Below are 16,315 nucleotides of genomic sequence, written 5' to 3'. Positions count from 1 at the left end.
GGATAACATTGAAGCAGATCGATGAAATCTATCAGTATATTCTGAAAAAGGAGCTGAGACAGTCAGCTAACGGGGAGAGGCAGGAAGAACTGGGCGTAACCGCTACCGAGATTGAGGAATATTTCCATATTGTGAGGAATAATGCCAGCACCATGCTCAACCGTCTGACAGCGGAGAAAAAGCTGATAAAGCTTCCGGGACGTCCGGTCCGGTTCATAACATTTCAGAAAGGACTGCTTTTAGAGAAAGAGACGGCAGGGCAGCCGGATGAGACGGCAGAGAAGAGCCTTCAGGGGGAAGATCCCTTTGGCAGGCTGATCGGCTGGCAGGGGAGCTTAAGCTCCTGTATTATCCAGGCAAAGGCTGCAATGATTTATCCCCCAAACGGTCTCCATACACTGATTTTCGGAAAAAGCGGGGTGGGAAAAAGTCTGTTCGCCCATACAATGTATCAGTATGCCAAATGGATGCGCTCTAAAAGGGAGGAGGAATTTCCATTTATTGCGTTTAATTGCGCAGATTATTACAATAATTCCCAGCTTTTGTATGCTCATTTGTTCGGCCATGTGAAGGGAGCTTTCACGGGAGCAGGAGATACAAAGCCGGGGCTTGTGGAAGCGGCCAACGGCGGGATTTTATTTTTGGACGAGGTTCACAGGCTTCCTCCCAATGGACAGGAAATGCTGTTTACCCTGATCGATAAGGGGGAGTTTTTCAGGCTTGGAGAATCGGAAAAGCCGAGAAAAAGTAATGTGCTCATTATTGCGGCAACGACGGAGGAGCCGTCCAAAACGCTTCTTGCCACATTCCTGCGCAGGATTTCTGTTATGATCAGCCTTCCCTCGATCGGACAGAGAGGGGAGGAGGAGAGGATGGAGCTGATCCGCTATTTATTTGACGGGGAGTCGAAAAAAACAGGGCTTTCCATCACAGTCAGTGATGAGGTTATGAGGAAGCTGCTGCGATATCCTTGTCCCGGAAATGTCGGCCAGCTGAAATCGGATATCTGCCAGATCTGTTCAAAGGCATTTCTTCAGAAGGAAAGGGAGGAAACTTCTCTGGATATTCAGGCCGCCTGTCTGCCGCAGCACATACAGACGTATGCGGGAGAGCAGGCGGGCAGCGGTAAAAGGGAGGAAGCACCGGGGAAAAAGCAGATCATTTTGGTAATATGTTCCAGCGGAGCAGGATCGGGTAGGATTTTTCTGGAGGCAGTGAAAAAGCTTCTGGCAGAATATGATGTCGATATGGAAGCGGCAGTTCTTCCGTATCAGGATGTGGTGAGAAAGTCGCCGGCGTATGAAAAGCTGGTTTCCCAATATACGATCATTGCAGGAATTGGAAATATGACGCTCGATTGGGAGCTTCCTTATTTTGATATGGCGGAGGTGCTCTCAAACCGGAAGGACAATGCATTAAAAACATTTCTTTCCTCTTATGGAGAAAAGAAGGGGGATGAATTTGAACAGGCCTATAAATTATTAGAGGAGACGACTCTGGCGGTCAATCCCAAACAGGCAATAAAACACATCCGGACCTTTATGGAGCGCAGCTGCAGCAGCTTGGAGGGCATACAAAAGAATGCTGTCATAAAATGTGCCGCCCATATTGGATACATGCTGGAACGGCTTCTGACGAGACAGTATATACGTCACGATTACAAGGAGCAGCTGATGGAGGAATATGGGGACCTGATTGTCCGTCTGAGGGAAAATGCCTCTGTATTTAATGAAATATATCATATTGAGATCACCGATGATGAGCTGTGTTTTCTGGCGGATCTCATGGTAAAATTAGAAATGTGCAAGGGAGGAGAGGAAGATGGAAAAATGTCCCGTTCAGGTATTGACACCTGGCTATAGGGCAGAGGACAGGAAAGAGATGGAAGAGCTTCTGAAGGAGCGCCTGTGCAGTCTGGGGAGAAAGATTGTTGTATTGGATGATGATCCTACAGGGATACAGACAGTGAGCAATGTGCCTGTATATACAACCTGGGATAAGGCTGCTATCTGTCAGGGCTTTGAGGATGAGTCCCCCATGTTCTTTTTATCGACAAATTCAAGAAGCATGACAGAAGCAGAGACGAGTAAGGCTCATCTGGCGATTGGCGCCGATATTGCAGCAACTGCCCGGGCGACAGGGAAGGATTTCCTGGTGATCAGCCGCAGTGATTCTACATTAAGGGGACATTATCCGTTGGAAACCCAATGCCTCAGATATTCCATAGAAAAAAACAGTAGCCTCCGCTTTGACGGGGAGATCATCATGCCATTTTTTGAGGAGGGCGGCCGTTATACCATAGGAGATATCCATTACGTAAGAGAAGAGGAAAACCTAATTCCGGTGGGAGAGACAGAATTTGCAGGAGATAAAAGTTTTGGTTTTCATTCCTCCGATCTAAAGGAATGGTGCCAGGAAAAGACAGGGGGAAGCTGCAAGGCAGAGGATGTGATCTCCATTTCCCTGGAAGACCTGCGGAATATGGAACTTGACAAGGTGACAGGACAGCTGCTGGAAGCCCGGAGGTTTCAGCGCATTATCGTAAATGCAGCAGAGTATACAGACGTATCTGTTTTTGCAGTTGCTCTGATAGACGCCATATTGCAGGGAAAGGAATTTCTGTTCCGCACGGCCGCTTCCCTGTTAAAGGTGCTGTGCTTCGGTCTCCGGCCGTCCTTCTCCATGGAGAGCTGGCTGAAAGAGGAGCTGAGAGGGCGGGGAGGAATCCTGATTGTTGGATCTCATGTGAACAAGACCACGCGTCAGCTTGAGTATCTGAAAAAAAGAGGGCTGCCCATTGATTTTTTTGAGTTTAACCAGCATCGGATTTTAGAAGACGGCGGTCTGGAGGATGAAGCAAAGCGGGTGTGCAGGCAGGCGTCAGAATGCATTGCCGATGGACGGATGGCGGCAGTTTATACGCGGAGGGAGCGTCTCGACATACCGGGCGGAACACCGGACATGCAGTTAAAAATGGCAACGGAGATATCGGCTGCGCTGACATCTGTAATAGGTATGCTGAAGGTCCGCCCTGATTTCGTGATTGCAAAGGGAGGAATTACATCCGGCGATGTGATGAAAAAAGCGTTGAAGATGAAAAGGGGCCTGGCAGCAGGGCAGGCCGCTCCGGGCATCCCCATTATGAAGGCTGGGGGGGAGAGCAGGTTTCCGGGACTTCCCTATGTTATTTTTCCGGGAAATGTGGGACCGGACACGGCATTGGCAGATGTGATAGAATACCTGATGGGAATAGGCCGAAGAATACATAAATAATAGAATACAGGAGGAAATGCTATTATGTACAGCAGCAATGCAGTTATAAAAAATAAGACGGGGCTTCATGCCCGTCCGGCTTCTGAGTTTGTGAAGCGGGCTGGAAAATTTCATTCTGCCCTTAAGATCTGCCGGAAGGAGGCAGGCAATTGGGTGGACGGGAAATCCATCATAAAGGTCCTGAGCCTGGGATTGGCCCAGGGGGAGATGATGGAGATTCAGGCGGAAGGGGAGGATGAAAAAGAGGCAGTGGAAGCTATGATTTCGTTTGTGAATATGGGATTTGGGGAAGAAATGTAGGCAGGACCAGAGAGAGCACGCGGATGCTGTCAATCCGTGTGCTCCTTTTTTATGCATAATTTCATTTTTCGGAGCCTATACTATAAAAACAGCTTCCGCTGGGAGCGTCCTGCTCTCTGAAAGGCGGGAGAAAAACACAGGCTTTAGGTGGACAACTTTGTTATGAGATCAATGAAATTATGGAAGACCTTCAATATACAGAAAAGAGAGGATATCTCCTACTACGATACCTCAGGGGATTTTGAGGCGGAGCGCTTCGCCCTTCATCTTAACCAGCTGATCACAGAGGAGATGACCCGCCAGGGAAAGGAGGGAGTGATGTTCCTCTGCATTGGAACAGACCGGTCTACGGGCGACAGCTTTGGGCCGCTGGTGGGACATAAGCTGCGCCTTAACAGGCTGAAGCGGGCGGCCGTCATCGGGACCTTAGACCGTCCGGTCCATGCCATGAACCTGGAGCTTTACACCAGGTATATCCGCATGCATTATCCGGACTATGTGGTGGTGGCTATTGACGCCTCTGTGGGAAGTCCCGACCATGTGGGCTTTGCCACCCTGGGCCGGGGAGCCCTGCAGCCTGGGCTTGGAGTGGCAAAGGAGCTGGAGGCCATCGGGGACATTTCCATCACAGGGATCGTGGGGGGCTGCGGAGGCTATGACCCGGTGATGCTCCAGAGCGTCCGCCTTTCCATGGTGATGAAGATGGCGGACTGTATCTGCGAGAGCATTTTTCTTGTCGAACGATTTTGGGAAAATGCTGCCATAATATGACAGCTTTCGCCTGCAGGATCTGCTATGCTGATACTGCGCCTGGGCTATTTGGCATTCAGGCGCAGTATGGATTACGAACCATCAGGCAGCATGCACATTGGCATACCTGAATTTATGCCGCTTATCCGGCGGCGGATTTGTAAAGTAAACCTATATGCGCCCGGCAGGCGGACGCGCCACCGCACCATGAAAGTCTGGCGGACGCATTGGGCATACCTGATCACATGCCGCCTGTCCGGCGGCGGGTTTGTAAAGTAAAAACAGCGGGGTGATTCTATGGGAGAATTATATGAGCCCTTCCCTAAGCTGCCAAAAAACATACGGCAGATCGGAGAACGGGACAAGGTTTTAAAATTATATCTGGAAGATTATGTAAATACATATCTGAAACGCCTCCAGCCGGTCCGGGGGTCTGATTTGCGTGTTGGACTGCTTTTGGGAAGCAGAGAGACCCATGAGGACATGCCCTTTGTGTTTGTAGATGGAGCACTGGAAATGGAGTCTGTGGCACAGGAGGGAGAAAAGGTGGTCTTTTCAGAGGACGCCTGGAAGAAGGCCTACCAGGATGTGGAGCAGATGTTTCCAAAACGAACAGTACAGGGATGGTTTTTGTGCGGAAGTCCCGGATGCAGCTTAAGTCCCCTCAATTATTGGCGGCAGCACAGCCAGTATTTTACCGGAAAGAACCAGCTTATGTATCTGAACTCCGGCCTGGAGGGGGAGGAAGCGATCTACATAACATCATCAGACGGCTTTTACAAGCTGAGAGGCTACAGCGTGTATTATGAGCGCAACCAGATGATGCAGGATTATATGATCTCAAGGAAAGACGCACCCAGAGCTGAGACCGGGGTAAATGACAAGGCTATCCAGGATTTTCGCCAGAAAATGGACGAGCACCGTCACGAGGCCGGCCGCCAGAGGAGCACGGTGGGCGTTCTTTCCGGTGTGTGCAGTGTTTTGGCAGTCACGGTCCTGGCAGGGGGAGTTGCCATGTTCAATAATTACCGCAAGATGCACGAGATGGAGAGTGTGATCGCATCCGTTCTGCCGGAAGGAAGTGTGAGGGACGGGCTTTTGAAAGCCGGAAACCAGGAGGCGGACGGGGCTCCCAAGGGATTCAAGTCAGCAGAAGGCGGTCTGGACGAGCCGGATTATGTGATCGAGGAGGCGGCTGGAAAGGTGTATCCTACCACAGCGCCGGGGAAGGAGGCTGACCGTGAAACGCCTTCTCTGGTTGCACCGGAGACAATGCCGGGAGATGGAGAAGGGGATGAAGGGAATACGGCCGGCGGCGGAGCAGAAACAAAAGCAGGAGAAAGCACAGGGGAGGGCGAAGGCCCGGAAAGCGGCAGCACCTATACTGGGGAAGCCGCGAAGAATCCTGAGGTCTCAGGCACGCCGGAGACCTCTCCGTCAAAGCCGCAGACCCAGGCAGTATCTGCTGTCAATTACCAGGTCTATACGGTTGAGGAGGGGGAGACCCTGTATGGCATCTGCTTTAAGCTGTACCAGAATCTGGGCCACATCGATGAGATCTGCCGCGTAAATGCCCTGGCAGATCAGAACAGCATATATGCAGGCCAGAAGCTTCTTGTTCCCTAGCGCATATTTGAAAAACCATTCCCGCCGCCTGCTTGTTCCGGCGCGTACTTGAAGCAAGAAAAAAATAATGCGTTTTACCTGAAAATGTTGTATACTATACCCATATATGCGATACAGGATTTTTGGGAGAACGAAAGATGGGCAGTATCAGTTCTATGAGCCGTGAAAATAAAAAGAAGCAGCTGAAGCGCCAGATCGTCCCGGAACACCGTCCGCCCCAGGAGGAAGAAGACAGCCGGGAGGTTGTCTACAGGGCCCACAGGAGGGTGGTGCGGCGGCGTTTGACGATCTTTCTGGTATTGGTCATCCTGGCAGCGGCAGCGGTATTGGTGCTGCTTCGGTATGACAGGTATCACTCATTTGCGGATTATCAGACGATCTGGGAGAAGAACCTGACAAGTGAGGCCCAGGAAGCAGCCGCCAAGGGAGAGGGAAGCTTCTGCGGATATCTGGATTTTGGAGACGGAGTATTAAAATATACAAAGGACGGAGCTTCCTATCTGGATGCCCAGGGAAAGGCCATCTGGGTTTTAAGCTATGAGATGAAATCCCCGGTGGTCTCCATCAACGGCGAGTTTGCCGCCATTGGGGACCAGCAGGGCAACAGCATATACATATGCGATACCGGCGGCCTCCAGGGGCAGGCGACAACACTGCTCCCGATCCTGCAGGTGGCAGTGTCTGCAAAAGGAGTGACAGCAGCTCTCCAGGAGGATTCCAGGGCCAGCTACATTTACCTGTATAAAAAGGACGGAAGCTCTCTGGATATCTACATTAAATCCATACTTTCCGGAGACGGGTATCCTCTGGACATGAGCCTCTCTCCCAGCGGTACCCAGATGATCACCTCATTTATGTACCTGGACCAGGGGATGATCAAAAATAAGGTGGTATTTTACAATTTCGGTCTGGGCAAAAATGATCCCAGGCGTGTGGTTGGAGGCTTCCAGCCCCAGGACCTGGCAGATGCCATGGCGGGAAAGGTCCGCTTTTTAGATGACAGCCACGCTGTGATATTTACGGACAAGGGGCTTCAGTTCTTCTCCACCAGGGTGGAGACATCGCCGGAATCCGTAAGTCAGGTGCTGTTTGAGGAGGATGTGCGCAGCGTTGCCTATTCTCATGACTATGTGGGCGTGATCACAGACAATATGGAGGGGGAAAATCCCTTCTGCCTGCGTATTTATAAGACAGACGGCACTCCTGTGTTTGATACAACATTCAATTATCAATATACAGGCTTTGACATTGATAAAGAGCTTGTGCTGCTGTACAATGACAGCTCATGCAGAGTTTATAACATGGCGGGAACGGAGAAATTTAACGGAACCTTTGAGTTCACCGTATCAAAGGTATCTGCCGGCCGTTTTCCGTCTACGCTGCTTGTCATGGGGCCACAGATGCTGACAGAGATCAAGCTTCAGTGACAGGCGGCCGGTACAGAGGGCAGGCCTGATTAAATAAAGAAAGGGAGTATATACAATGGGGATGAAATGCATCGGAGTTGACATTGGAGGAACAACGGTAAAAATAGGGCTTTTTGAGACAACAGGAGAGCTTCTGGAAAAATGGGAGGTAAAGACCCGCCAGGAGGAGGGAGGGATCCACATCCTTCCTGATGTGGCGGCTTCCATCCGCGAGAAGGCGATGGAGCTGGGTCTTGACCTGAAAACGGATTTTACAGGCGCAGGTATGGGAGTTCCCGGACCTGTCCTTCCCAATGGATACGTGGAGGTCTGTGTAAATCTGGGATGGCGCGATGTCAATCCCCAGGAGGAGCTAAGTGCTCTGCTTGACGGCATGCCGGTAAAAAGCGGAAATGACGCGAATGTAGCTGCTCTGGGAGAAATGTGGCAGGGCGGAGGCCGAGGCTACAGCGACCTTATCATGATCACCCTGGGCACAGGCGTAGGCGGAGGCGTTATCATTGACCAGAAGATCATTGCAGGAAAGCATGGTCTGGGCGGAGAGATCGGTCATGTCCATGTACGGGATGAGGAATGGGAGCACTGCAACTGCGGCGGCGTTGGCTGTGTGGAACAGGTAGGCTCTGCCACCGGCATTGCCAGGGAGGCACGCAGAAGGATGGCGGCAGCCTCTGAGCCGTCCCTTATGAGAAGCTTCGGAGATGACATCACGGCAAAAGATGTACTGGATGCGGCAAAGGAAGGGGACGCACTGGCTCTTGAGGTAATGGAGACAGTGGGACGTTACCTGGGGCTGGCCTTGGCTTCAGCTTCCATGATCGTAGATCCTGAGGTTTTTGTGATCGGAGGCGGCGTGTCAAAGGCAGGCCAGTTCCTGATCGATATCATTCAGAAGCATTACGAGTATTTTACCCCGATCTCACAGAACAAGGCAAAGCTGGTTCTTGCCACTCTGGGCAATGATGCGGGGATCTACGGAGCGGCGCGGCTGGTGCTGTAGGCATTTATAAGGGACATGAAAAAAATGGGAAGGCATCCTTTTTACAGGATCCCTTCCCATTTTTAAAGTCCGTTATACTGTGTATTACATGCCAGGAACCCAGGCGCCGCTTTCATTTACCCAGTAATTATCAGGTGTGCGGGTGTTGGCGTACATGGCGCCGGTTGCGGGATCCAGATAGTAGTGAAGGCCGTTTAATTCGATCCAGCCTGTTGCCATATAGCCCTCCGCGTCAAAATAGTACCACTGGCCGCCTATGGCTTTCCAGGAAGAAACGGGATAGCTGCCGTCAGGATTGCGCCACCACCATCTCACATTGTCAGCGGCCTTCTGCCAGCTGCCGTCCTCGTTTGGGGAATCGGAGGAGGCACCCTCATTGGAGGAGAGGATAAGGCCTCCGGCAGTGATGTTCTCCGCCTTTACCGTGAGACGACCGGATGTGGCCCAGTTGCTTTTTACATTGTTGCCGGATTTGACAGAGCGGACCTTAAAGGTATAGGAGCCGGCCTCTGTGATCAGGCTTGTAAAGTCATAGGAGGTATTGTAGGAGGACAGGATATCGCTGAGAGCCTCTCCGCCCTTAAACAGCTGAATCTGGAAATATTTGGCAGATGGGACATCTCCCCAGGTGCCTGTTCCCGGAAGGCTGCTGCTCCACTCCAGTCCGGAGGGGGCAATGGCGCTGTCATTGTATTTATCCTTGTCAAATATCAGGCGGATCTTTAAGATCAAGGTGGCATTGTCATCATCGCGTTTGGCGCTTACAAATTCCAGCTTGTCAAAGCGCGATTTGATGGAGCTGTCCAGGGTGAGCTTGAAGCTGGAGGAGGAGGTGTTGGAGAAATAGTATTCCTCCTCATCATTGACACCCAGAATGATCTCTACCTCAGGGGCAGAGGAACTGCGCCAGTTGTCCACCTCTTCGTTGGTGACTTCCACAGCATCTATGTAGTACAGGTCAGCATTATCCCCCGTGGCAGTTACATCTACCACGCCGCCGCTGTTGCCTACGCGGATATCCGTGTCAACGGTCAAATAGATCTTTCCAACCTTCTTTCTGCTGGCAGCCATAGCAAAAGGCGCCATAGCAGTGGACAGCAGGGCGGCTGCAAGAAAAAGAGCAGTTGCTTTTTTAAAACGCATCATATCAATCAGTCCTTTCTGTGAAAAGTTACGTGGGTCTTTTATAGTATATCATCTTTGACAATTAAAGGGAAGTAGAACGGGGGAGAGAGAAGATAAATTCTGTTCCCACATCCTGGGTGCTCACGACATCGATATTTTCTCCATGGGACTGGATGATCTCCTTTACAATGGAAAGGCCCAGTCCTGTACCCTTTTTGTCCTTTCCTCTGGACAGATCCGTCTTATAGAAACGCTCCCATATTTTCTTGATGCTGTCCTTTGGAATGCCGATCCCGGTGTCCTTTACGGATACAAATATTTTTTCATACCTTCCCGATGCCTGGATATAGATGGTGGAATCCGGGTGGCTGAACTTGATGGCATTATCGATCAGGTTGTACATGACCTGCTGGATCTTGCCCATATCAGCGTAGACCATCTGGATATTGTCGGAAAAGGTCAGGTCAAAGCGGATATTTTTCGCATTGCAGGTTCCCTCAAAGGAGGCAGCCGTATCCTTGATCACGCGGTTAATGTCAAAATTTGTTCTGGAGAGATAGCCTCTGGCATCCAGGGAGTTTAGGGTCAGCATGCTCTCTGTCAGCTTGTGAAGACGCTCTGTCTCGGAAATGACTCTTGATAAGTATTTTTCATACATTTCCGGAGGAATCGTGCCATCCAGTATGGCCTCCAGATAGCCCTTGATGGAAGTCAGGGGGGAACGGAAGTCATGGGATACATTTGCGATAAAGTTCTTTTGATATTCCTCCATTTTATTCAGCTCATCCGACATATAGTTCAGGGTGTCGGAGAGATATCCCATCTCATCGTGGGTGGGCACATCGATCCGGTAGTCCAGATTGCCTGCAGCGTATTCATTGGCTCCCACCGTGATCTTGCGCAGGGGAAAATATACGGTCTGCGTAAAGATGAGCAGGATAATGAGGGACAGCAGGAAAATGATGGCGGAGGTAATGTACAAAATATCCAGGATATTGTCCTGGGAGTGGGCGATCTGGCTTAAGGGGAGGTGGATCAGGATGTATCCATAGGTGTTGTAATTGCCGGTGATAGGGGCAGATACGCTGAGTACATCCTCCTGAAAAAGCCCGTAATAATTGCCGATGGTATAGGAACGGTTCCCCACGGCCGTGGGATCAAACTGCTCCACCACGGTCTGGACACGGGCTCCGCCCTTGCTATCCACAGTGATGGTGCCCTGGCGGTCCACCACCCAGATCTCCGTCCTCAGATACTGGCCCAGAGCATAGAGCTGTGAGGAAACCTCCTTGGAGTCCTGGCGTTTCCCCTGGTACATGGTGCTGCAGGAGGAGGCAAGGATATTGGCCTCATCATAAAGGGCCTCAGCCCTGTCCTTTATCAGGTAATCCCTTGTCATTTTGCTGGAAAATGTGGCAATGATGATAAAGCCCAGCAGGCCGAAGATCAGGTATCCCAGGATGAATTTGGTATATAGGGAACGGGTCATGGGATCACCTCTTTACCTCGAATTTGTAGCCAATGTCAAAAACCTTGTATTTATGCGGATTTGAAGGGGATAATTTTTTCGCTTGACTGTTTTTTGACTGTTTCATAGTAGTCCTCCATTTTCTCGATCTTGATATCCAGATAACCAAAGTGCGTGTAGGTATCCAAAGTGGTTGCAATATCGGTGTGCCCCAGAAGGTATTGAGCCTGTTTAATATCTACGCCTGCTTTGTAAAGATCACTGGCATAAGTATGACGGAACATATGCGGCTTGATATCAGAGGCCACGGGCTGCCCATCATTTGCTGCTTCCATTTTATCCAGGATTCCCTTCCAGAATTTCTGAAATGTTCTTGTGCGGTAATAGCAGCCGGCAGGAGTGAGCAGGATGGGTCCATCCTTATCGCGGCAATATTCCTGCAAAACAGGCATCAAGGGAGCAGCGATCGGCACGATCCGATGGCCAGCACTGGTCTTAGTCATTTCCTGGACAATATCGGCAACCCTGTTGGTAGGGACTACAGTTTTGCAGATCCGGATCGTCCTTTTTTTGAAGTTAATATCATCCGTAGTAAGAGCCAGGCACTCATTGCGGCGTATCCCAGTATAAAGCAATAAGCTTGTGAAGCATCGCTCCGCAGGATTCAAGTCTGCCTGCTCCAGAAGCCGGCGTTCCTCCAATGTGAGAGGGCGTTTTTTTGGCGGTTCATACTTAAGCCTTTTTACGGATGCCGTTACATCGCGGAGAATAATACCGTCATCCATAGCGTACCGCATTACAGCGCGGATATCCGACAAAGCATAATTGAATTTTGTGGGCTGGCTGGCAGCGATTAAGTCACTCCTTATTTTTTCAATATGGGATTTCTTAATGTCCCGTGGCTTCATATCACCCAGATAGGAATTAATAAAAGCTTCACGCTCATAATACTTCATCATGGTTTGAGGTTTGAGCGTTCCCTTCTTGACATTATCAATCCATAGCCGGTGAAGCTCACGGTAGATGATATCCTGATGCTCCAGAATAATCCCTTTCTCCATAAGCTGCATAAAATCCCGGTAGTTTTTGTCCAGTTCCTTCAGAGTGTCTCCGTAGATGGTTTTTCGGATCGGCTTTCCATCTTTGATTCCAACCTTGATCTGCTTCGCATATCGGCCATCTTTCCGTTTCTTAGGCATGTAGCATTCCTCCTGACTTATAAAATTGAGTATGGTAAATAAGCCAGAATTGTGATACAATATGCTTGTTTCTTAGGCATGTATATCAGCTTCTGGCTGGTGTATGTGGAAAAGCTCTTGTGTTGGCGCACAGGGGCTTTTTGCTTTTATAGAGTTGAAAGCTTTAGTTATCTTAACGTGAATCCTAAAGTATCGTTTCCAGACCTAAATTCAATAATCAATGGCTCAGTTGAGTCAACAACACTGCTAGGAAGCTCAAAAGCCATGTCGCCTTCTTTGGAGGATAAGGGATTGATAGTGGAATTTATCAGATCTCTGTCATAGCCCAAAAGTTGAGTAATGCTAAATTCATAACCATCACCATAAATCACTTTTACGGAAACGTCATCGCCCATTCCGAAAGATGGAAGGAACGTATCAGATGTTTTTCCGGCGTTTTCTACAGTTGCTGTAACAAGCATATACTTATTCCCCTCATCTGGATTGAAGCTCCCAAATCCGTTGTCTACAGAATCGAGCATTTCCATGCTTGTAACTGTGATATTCCAGTCTTTTAATTGTCCAGTTTCTCCTACGGAGATAGCCGTACTTCCGGCTTCTGTTTCTGGTTCTGTAGTTTCTTCGATAGTTGTTTCGGCTGTTGTTGTGGTCGCTTCCGCGGCGGGAGCACTGGCCTGCGCAGAGCCTCCACAAGCAGTTAATGCACAACTAAGCATCATAGCTGTTATAATTAGCGATTTTTTTCTCATACTTTTTTCCTCTTTCCTTTTAGTATTATTAAAAAGCCATAGGCTATTTTAACCTTAATTACAATTTTTCCATGACAGCCAGCGATGGCTCAAAAAGGATGATATACCCATCTAGCTCAACCATGCAGCCATATTTTTCTCTATAGCACTCAATGGCTTCTTGAAGAAATTCTTCCGATACCCCAAGACACTCAGCCAATTCATAACGGCTGTGGCAGTGCTGGCGGAAACCTTGAATAATGCCGGAAAGTCCGATCCGCTTGTTATAGGCCCACAGCCGGGCGGTTCGTTCCTGCTTGCGATTGTTTGCGGAACTTTGATCCAGGATGTCTCCGGCAGTTGTGCGGTAGTGTCCCAGCTCTTCGGCTAGGACATCGGCCTTTTTCACCGTGGGGATATCCCGCCGTATTGCGATGCGTTTCCCCTTTATGCGGCCGTCATTGGATTGTAAAGAAGCCTCCTTTACAGTGAGGCCGCTTTGGTCAGCTTCATTCAGTAAATCCTCGTAGCTCAAATAAAACTAGCCTCCTATTTATTCCAGAAGTCATCATTATCCATAAGATCGTCATCATGTTTTCTCATTTCATCAGTGACTTCTATGTCAGTACGTTCGTGAGCAGCTTGGGTAATAAGGTGGGCTTTGTTCCAATCTTTTTCAAACTGAGACGCCTGCAACTGTTTTATGACTTTTTCTTTTTCAAGGCGTTCCCGTCTTATGCCATCCTCATTAAGCCTTAGAATGAAGGAATCAAGAGTTGCTTTTGTGTATGTGTCTATACGAGTTCTGATGTTGTTAAGCTCATCTGAACCAATCTGTATGGCACCATTACCGTAGTGAATGAAAGGCTTATGTTCGGGGTCGTCTTTTCCAATATAATATCCTAAACTTTCAAGGTACTTGAAAAATGCTGACTCAGATGAAATTAATAGTTTTGCAGTTAATTTATGCTTTTTCTTTAGGGACCTATAACGAGCTAACAATTCATAATTATAAAAACTGGCTACAGTCTGTCCGTAAGCATTTTTAATTATAAAGAAATCATCATCATAGTTTTCGCAGCAAAGAGAATACCCGGCTGATTTTAAAATTTTATCTATTTCTTCCAACTCTGCATCACGAATTAAAATATTTGGGTCCTCGTAATCGTTCCGTTCCATGGGGACATCATAGCCCATAAGCCATGCCTCATTTACATTAAGTGCAGCTCCCAAAACAAATAATTTATCCTGATTGGGTTCCGTTTTTCCAGAACAATACTGGCTAAGATCTGACTTATTCATTTTAACATTGTATTTCTCGCAATACGGAGCAGCTAAGTTCAGTATGTCAACTTGTCGGATGCCTCTTTCGTCCATTATTTTTTTTAATCGAATAGCAGTGTTTTCCTTTTTCATAAATAATCCGCCTTTCTGTTTTCTACTATAGCATAAATTAAACAAAAGTTCAATATAAAAAACTGAAAAAGTTAAAAATATCAAACTTTTGTATTGACAGCTCAAAATAGAGGTGCTATTATATGTATAGTTCAAAATATTTAACTAGAAAGGAGGTAATCTACATGGCATTTGATTATAGTAGACTGCGAGGAAGAATTGTGGAAATTTTTGGTACACAAGCCTGCTTTGCGGTTGCAATGGGGTGGTCAGAAAGAACGCTCTCTCTAAAAATGAATGGTCTTAGAGCATGGAAGCAGCCTGATATTTGCAAAGCGGTTGCTTTGCTTAAACTATCTGACAAAGATATTCCATCATTTTTTTTTAAATCAAAAGTTCAAAATATTGAACTAAATAAGGAGGACACACAAAATGAATGATATTTTCAACGAAGTGTTTGGCAAAACAGACACATCAAAATTAACCCCTATTGAGATTGCACTGGGTATTGATAACGAGGGGAGAACCACAGCAACAAAACTCTATGATTTTCTGGAGTTGAATCCTAGCAATTATTCCAAGTGGTACCGTAAGAACATTCTTGAAAATGAGTTTGCGGAAGAAAATGTGGATTATTTCCCATTCGTACTCAAGTACGAGTCGCTGACTGGCGAAAAGGAAAGGCAGGACGCCAAGCTTACCGCCAGCTTTGCAAAAAAGCTTTCCATGATGCAAAAGAACCAGAAGGGAGAAGCAGCCAGGAACTACTTTGTTGGGGTAGAGAACGGGACAAAGAAGTTGATTGAAAAGCTTCCTTGCCCTCTTAATCCTCAGATCGCTTCCAGCGTTGCGGAGCTGGGGCGAGTGACAGAGCGGATCATGTACAAACAGGGATCACCAGCCTATAAGATTGCAGAGGCATTCAAGATGGAATGTGAGCAGTTTGGCATACAACTTCCGGCAGATTTCGTGAAGGTTCCTGAATATATCCAGTTACAGTTATCAGACTTTATGAAGGGATAATGCGAGGTGTTAATGGGAAGTTATGGAGGATGAAGGGAGGTGAGAGAGCGTGGCAGAACTTCTGACTATCAAGAAATGCATGGCGCGGCACAATAAGAGCTATGACACGATCATTAAATTGTTCCGGCGTAAAGGATCTCCGGCTTATAGGGTAGGGCGGGAGTGGCAGGTAGACCAGGACAAGTGGGATGCGTATTTATTGAAATTAGCAGAAACAGACAAAGGGTAAGAAAAGGAGGCACACCCCAATGATAGAAGTAATAACCGATCCCAGCTACGAAGAGCTGGAAGAGAAAAACCGGCAGCTCAAAGGTCGCTTAAAGGAGGCCCGGCTGTCCTGCAGGATGTCCTGGAGCCTTGCCCTGGTATGCATGGCAATGTCTGCGGCATCCACGCTGCTTTTGGTACTGACCTGGAGCGGGTACATTATGAGGTAGAGGAGGTGAGGCCCATGAGCAGACGAAAGAATGGAACGAACCGGGCTGCATCCGTATTAGGGATCAATCCCTATGGATGGGGAAATGGAAAAGCAAGAAAAAGACCGAGGGAGGTACGAACTCCGATCGGTCAGATGAAAAATAACACCATGGATATTGTATCACAAAAAACAGGAGGAAATCAAGGTGACGAAATTTGAATTAACAGCAGAGACTATTACGTTTTTCGGAAAAACATTATTCCGCATTAAGGCTCTTATCTCTTTCGGCAATGTTAAAGCTGGTGAGCTAGGCGGATACGTAGAAAAAGAAGAGAATCTTGACCATGGCGGGAACGCCTGGGTCTACGGGGACGCCAGGGTCTACGGGAACGCCAGGGTCTACGGGAACGCCAGGGTCTGCGGGGACGCCAGGGTCTGTGGGGACGCCTGGGTCTGTGGGGACGCCTGGGTCTGTGGGGACGCTGAGGTCTACGGGAACGCCAGGGTCTGTGGGGACGCTGAGGTCTGCGGGAACGCCAGGGTCTACGGGAACGCCAGGGTCTGCGGGGACGCCAGGGTCTGT

The 16,315-nt window shown here is 48.5% G+C and carries 18 protein-coding genes and 1 pseudogene; 13 read left to right on the top strand and 6 right to left on the bottom strand.

Features of this window, described 5'->3' with window-relative positions; genetic code table 11:
• The first annotated feature begins 8 nt into the window (after nucleotides 1–8).
• The 7 genes from LIZ87_RS15630 (at nucleotide 9) to LIZ87_RS15600 (ending at nucleotide 8,376) form a co-directional block, all read left to right on the top strand.
• Nucleotides 9–1,862 (top strand): sigma-54-dependent transcriptional regulator, encoded by a 1,854-nt coding sequence (locus tag LIZ87_RS15630; RefSeq protein ID WP_178313237.1) that lies wholly within the window; start codon nucleotides 9–11, stop codon nucleotides 1,860–1,862.
• On the top strand, nucleotides 1,822–3,273 hold the full coding sequence (locus tag LIZ87_RS15625) for a four-carbon acid sugar kinase family protein (protein ID WP_178313238.1): 1,452 nt from the start codon (nucleotides 1,822–1,824) through the stop codon (nucleotides 3,271–3,273). The genes LIZ87_RS15630 and LIZ87_RS15625 overlap by 41 nt, the downstream gene beginning before the upstream one ends.
• A gap of 24 nt (nucleotides 3,274–3,297) precedes the next feature.
• Complete coding sequence (locus tag LIZ87_RS15620) at nucleotides 3,298–3,573, top strand: HPr family phosphocarrier protein (protein ID WP_178313239.1); 276 nt, start codon at nucleotides 3,298–3,300, stop codon at nucleotides 3,571–3,573.
• A gap of 171 nt (nucleotides 3,574–3,744) precedes the next feature.
• Nucleotides 3,745–4,344: a spore protease YyaC gene (gene yyaC, locus LIZ87_RS15615; RefSeq protein ID WP_178313254.1), complete on the top strand. Its 600-nt coding sequence runs from the start codon at nucleotides 3,745–3,747 to the stop codon at nucleotides 4,342–4,344.
• Between the two features lie 276 nt (nucleotides 4,345–4,620).
• On the top strand, nucleotides 4,621–5,949 hold the full coding sequence (locus LIZ87_RS15610; protein ID WP_227148315.1) for a LysM peptidoglycan-binding domain-containing protein: 1,329 nt from the start codon (nucleotides 4,621–4,623) through the stop codon (nucleotides 5,947–5,949).
• A 137-nt stretch (nucleotides 5,950–6,086) separates the two neighbouring features.
• Nucleotides 6,087–7,376: a DUF5711 family protein gene (locus tag LIZ87_RS15605; protein ID WP_178313241.1), complete on the top strand. Its 1,290-nt coding sequence runs from the start codon at nucleotides 6,087–6,089 to the stop codon at nucleotides 7,374–7,376.
• Nucleotides 7,377–7,431: 55 nt separating this feature from the next.
• Nucleotides 7,432–8,376, top strand: a complete 945-nt coding sequence (locus tag LIZ87_RS15600; protein WP_178313242.1) for an ROK family glucokinase — start codon at nucleotides 7,432–7,434, stop codon at nucleotides 8,374–8,376.
• Nucleotides 8,377–8,460: 84 nt separating this feature from the next.
• Here LIZ87_RS15600 and LIZ87_RS15595 read toward each other — a convergent pair whose 3' ends face one another.
• The 6 genes from LIZ87_RS15595 to LIZ87_RS15570 form a co-directional block, all read right to left on the bottom strand.
• Complete coding sequence (locus tag LIZ87_RS15595; protein ID WP_227148314.1) at nucleotides 8,461–9,522, bottom strand: hypothetical protein; 1,062 nt, start codon at nucleotides 9,520–9,522, stop codon at nucleotides 8,461–8,463.
• A 61-nt stretch (nucleotides 9,523–9,583) separates the two neighbouring features.
• Entirely contained in the window at nucleotides 9,584–10,990 is a 1,407-nt protein-coding gene (locus LIZ87_RS15590) for a sensor histidine kinase (protein WP_178313244.1), read from the bottom strand.
• A gap of 50 nt (nucleotides 10,991–11,040) precedes the next feature.
• Nucleotides 11,041–12,168 carry a tyrosine-type recombinase/integrase gene (locus LIZ87_RS15585; RefSeq protein WP_227148312.1) on the bottom strand — a complete coding sequence of 376 codons (1,128 nt, stop codon included), beginning with the start codon at nucleotides 12,166–12,168 and terminating at the stop codon, nucleotides 11,041–11,043.
• A 167-nt stretch (nucleotides 12,169–12,335) separates the two neighbouring features.
• Nucleotides 12,336–12,917 carry a DUF4352 domain-containing protein gene (locus LIZ87_RS15580; protein ID WP_227148310.1) on the bottom strand — a complete coding sequence of 194 codons (582 nt, stop codon included), beginning with the start codon at nucleotides 12,915–12,917 and terminating at the stop codon, nucleotides 12,336–12,338.
• A 58-nt stretch (nucleotides 12,918–12,975) separates the two neighbouring features.
• Entirely contained in the window at nucleotides 12,976–13,431 is a 456-nt protein-coding gene (locus LIZ87_RS15575) for an ImmA/IrrE family metallo-endopeptidase (RefSeq protein ID WP_227148308.1), read from the bottom strand.
• A gap of 14 nt (nucleotides 13,432–13,445) precedes the next feature.
• Nucleotides 13,446–14,312, bottom strand: a complete 867-nt coding sequence (locus LIZ87_RS15570; protein WP_227148306.1) for a hypothetical protein — start codon at nucleotides 14,310–14,312, stop codon at nucleotides 13,446–13,448.
• Between the two features lie 164 nt (nucleotides 14,313–14,476).
• On the opposite strand from LIZ87_RS15570, the gene LIZ87_RS15565 reads away from it, so the two are divergent.
• From LIZ87_RS15565 to LIZ87_RS15540, 6 genes and pseudogenes are all read left to right on the top strand, one after another.
• Nucleotides 14,477–14,731 carry a DUF739 family protein gene (locus LIZ87_RS15565; protein WP_227148304.1) on the top strand — a complete coding sequence of 85 codons (255 nt, stop codon included), beginning with the start codon at nucleotides 14,477–14,479 and terminating at the stop codon, nucleotides 14,729–14,731.
• Nucleotides 14,724–15,314, top strand: a complete 591-nt coding sequence (locus LIZ87_RS15560; RefSeq protein ID WP_227148302.1) for an antA/AntB antirepressor family protein — start codon at nucleotides 14,724–14,726, stop codon at nucleotides 15,312–15,314. Before LIZ87_RS15565 ends, LIZ87_RS15560 begins: the two co-directional genes overlap by 8 nt.
• Nucleotides 15,315–15,363: 49 nt before the next feature.
• Entirely contained in the window at nucleotides 15,364–15,543 is a 180-nt protein-coding gene (locus LIZ87_RS15555; RefSeq protein ID WP_178313253.1) for a hypothetical protein, read from the top strand.
• A gap of 19 nt (nucleotides 15,544–15,562) precedes the next feature.
• Nucleotides 15,563–15,751 carry a hypothetical protein gene (locus LIZ87_RS15550; protein WP_227148300.1) on the top strand — a complete coding sequence of 63 codons (189 nt, stop codon included), beginning with the start codon at nucleotides 15,563–15,565 and terminating at the stop codon, nucleotides 15,749–15,751.
• A gap of 14 nt (nucleotides 15,752–15,765) precedes the next feature.
• Entirely contained in the window at nucleotides 15,766–15,951 is a 186-nt protein-coding gene (locus LIZ87_RS15545; protein WP_227148298.1) for a hypothetical protein, read from the top strand.
• A pseudogene (locus tag LIZ87_RS15540) lies at nucleotides 15,938–16,315 on the top strand (hypothetical protein); the annotation flags it as partial. The gene LIZ87_RS15545 and the pseudogene LIZ87_RS15540, both read left to right, overlap by 14 nt.

It is taken from the genome of Lacrimispora sp. 210928-DFI.3.58 (genome assembly GCF_020554865.1).
In the GTDB taxonomy this organism is placed as follows: Bacteria; Bacillota; Clostridia; order Lachnospirales; family Lachnospiraceae; genus Enterocloster.
This window is presented reverse-complemented; position numbering and strand designations above follow the sequence as displayed.

What these genes read in the sequence shown, in the direction of transcription:
- LIZ87_RS15580 (WP_227148310.1), bottom strand. Translation starts at nt 12,917, where the DNA reads ATGAGAAAAAAATCGCTAATTATAACAGCTATGATGCTTAGTTGTGCA.
- LIZ87_RS15560 (WP_227148302.1), top strand. Translation starts at nt 14,724, where the DNA reads ATGAATGATATTTTCAACGAAGTGTTTGGCAAAACAGACACATCAAAA.
- LIZ87_RS15585 (WP_227148312.1), bottom strand. Translation starts at nt 12,168, where the DNA reads ATGCCTAAGAAACGGAAAGATGGCCGATATGCGAAGCAGATCAAGGTT.
- LIZ87_RS15610 (WP_227148315.1), top strand. Translation starts at nt 4,621, where the DNA reads ATGGGAGAATTATATGAGCCCTTCCCTAAGCTGCCAAAAAACATACGG.
- LIZ87_RS15625 (WP_178313238.1), top strand. Translation starts at nt 1,822, where the DNA reads ATGGAAAAATGTCCCGTTCAGGTATTGACACCTGGCTATAGGGCAGAG.
- LIZ87_RS15590 (WP_178313244.1), bottom strand. Translation starts at nt 10,990, where the DNA reads ATGACCCGTTCCCTATATACCAAATTCATCCTGGGATACCTGATCTTC.
- LIZ87_RS15600 (WP_178313242.1), top strand. Translation starts at nt 7,432, where the DNA reads ATGGGGATGAAATGCATCGGAGTTGACATTGGAGGAACAACGGTAAAA.
- LIZ87_RS15570 (WP_227148306.1), bottom strand. Translation starts at nt 14,312, where the DNA reads ATGAAAAAGGAAAACACTGCTATTCGATTAAAAAAAATAATGGACGAA.
- LIZ87_RS15620 (WP_178313239.1), top strand. Translation starts at nt 3,298, where the DNA reads ATGTACAGCAGCAATGCAGTTATAAAAAATAAGACGGGGCTTCATGCC.
- LIZ87_RS15550 (WP_227148300.1), top strand. Translation starts at nt 15,563, where the DNA reads ATGATAGAAGTAATAACCGATCCCAGCTACGAAGAGCTGGAAGAGAAA.
- LIZ87_RS15545 (WP_227148298.1), top strand. Translation starts at nt 15,766, where the DNA reads ATGAGCAGACGAAAGAATGGAACGAACCGGGCTGCATCCGTATTAGGG.
- yyaC (WP_178313254.1), top strand. Translation starts at nt 3,745, where the DNA reads ATGAAATTATGGAAGACCTTCAATATACAGAAAAGAGAGGATATCTCC.
- LIZ87_RS15605 (WP_178313241.1), top strand. Translation starts at nt 6,087, where the DNA reads ATGGGCAGTATCAGTTCTATGAGCCGTGAAAATAAAAAGAAGCAGCTG.
- LIZ87_RS15595 (WP_227148314.1), bottom strand. Translation starts at nt 9,522, where the DNA reads ATGATGCGTTTTAAAAAAGCAACTGCTCTTTTTCTTGCAGCCGCCCTG.
- LIZ87_RS15565 (WP_227148304.1), top strand. Translation starts at nt 14,477, where the DNA reads ATGGCATTTGATTATAGTAGACTGCGAGGAAGAATTGTGGAAATTTTT.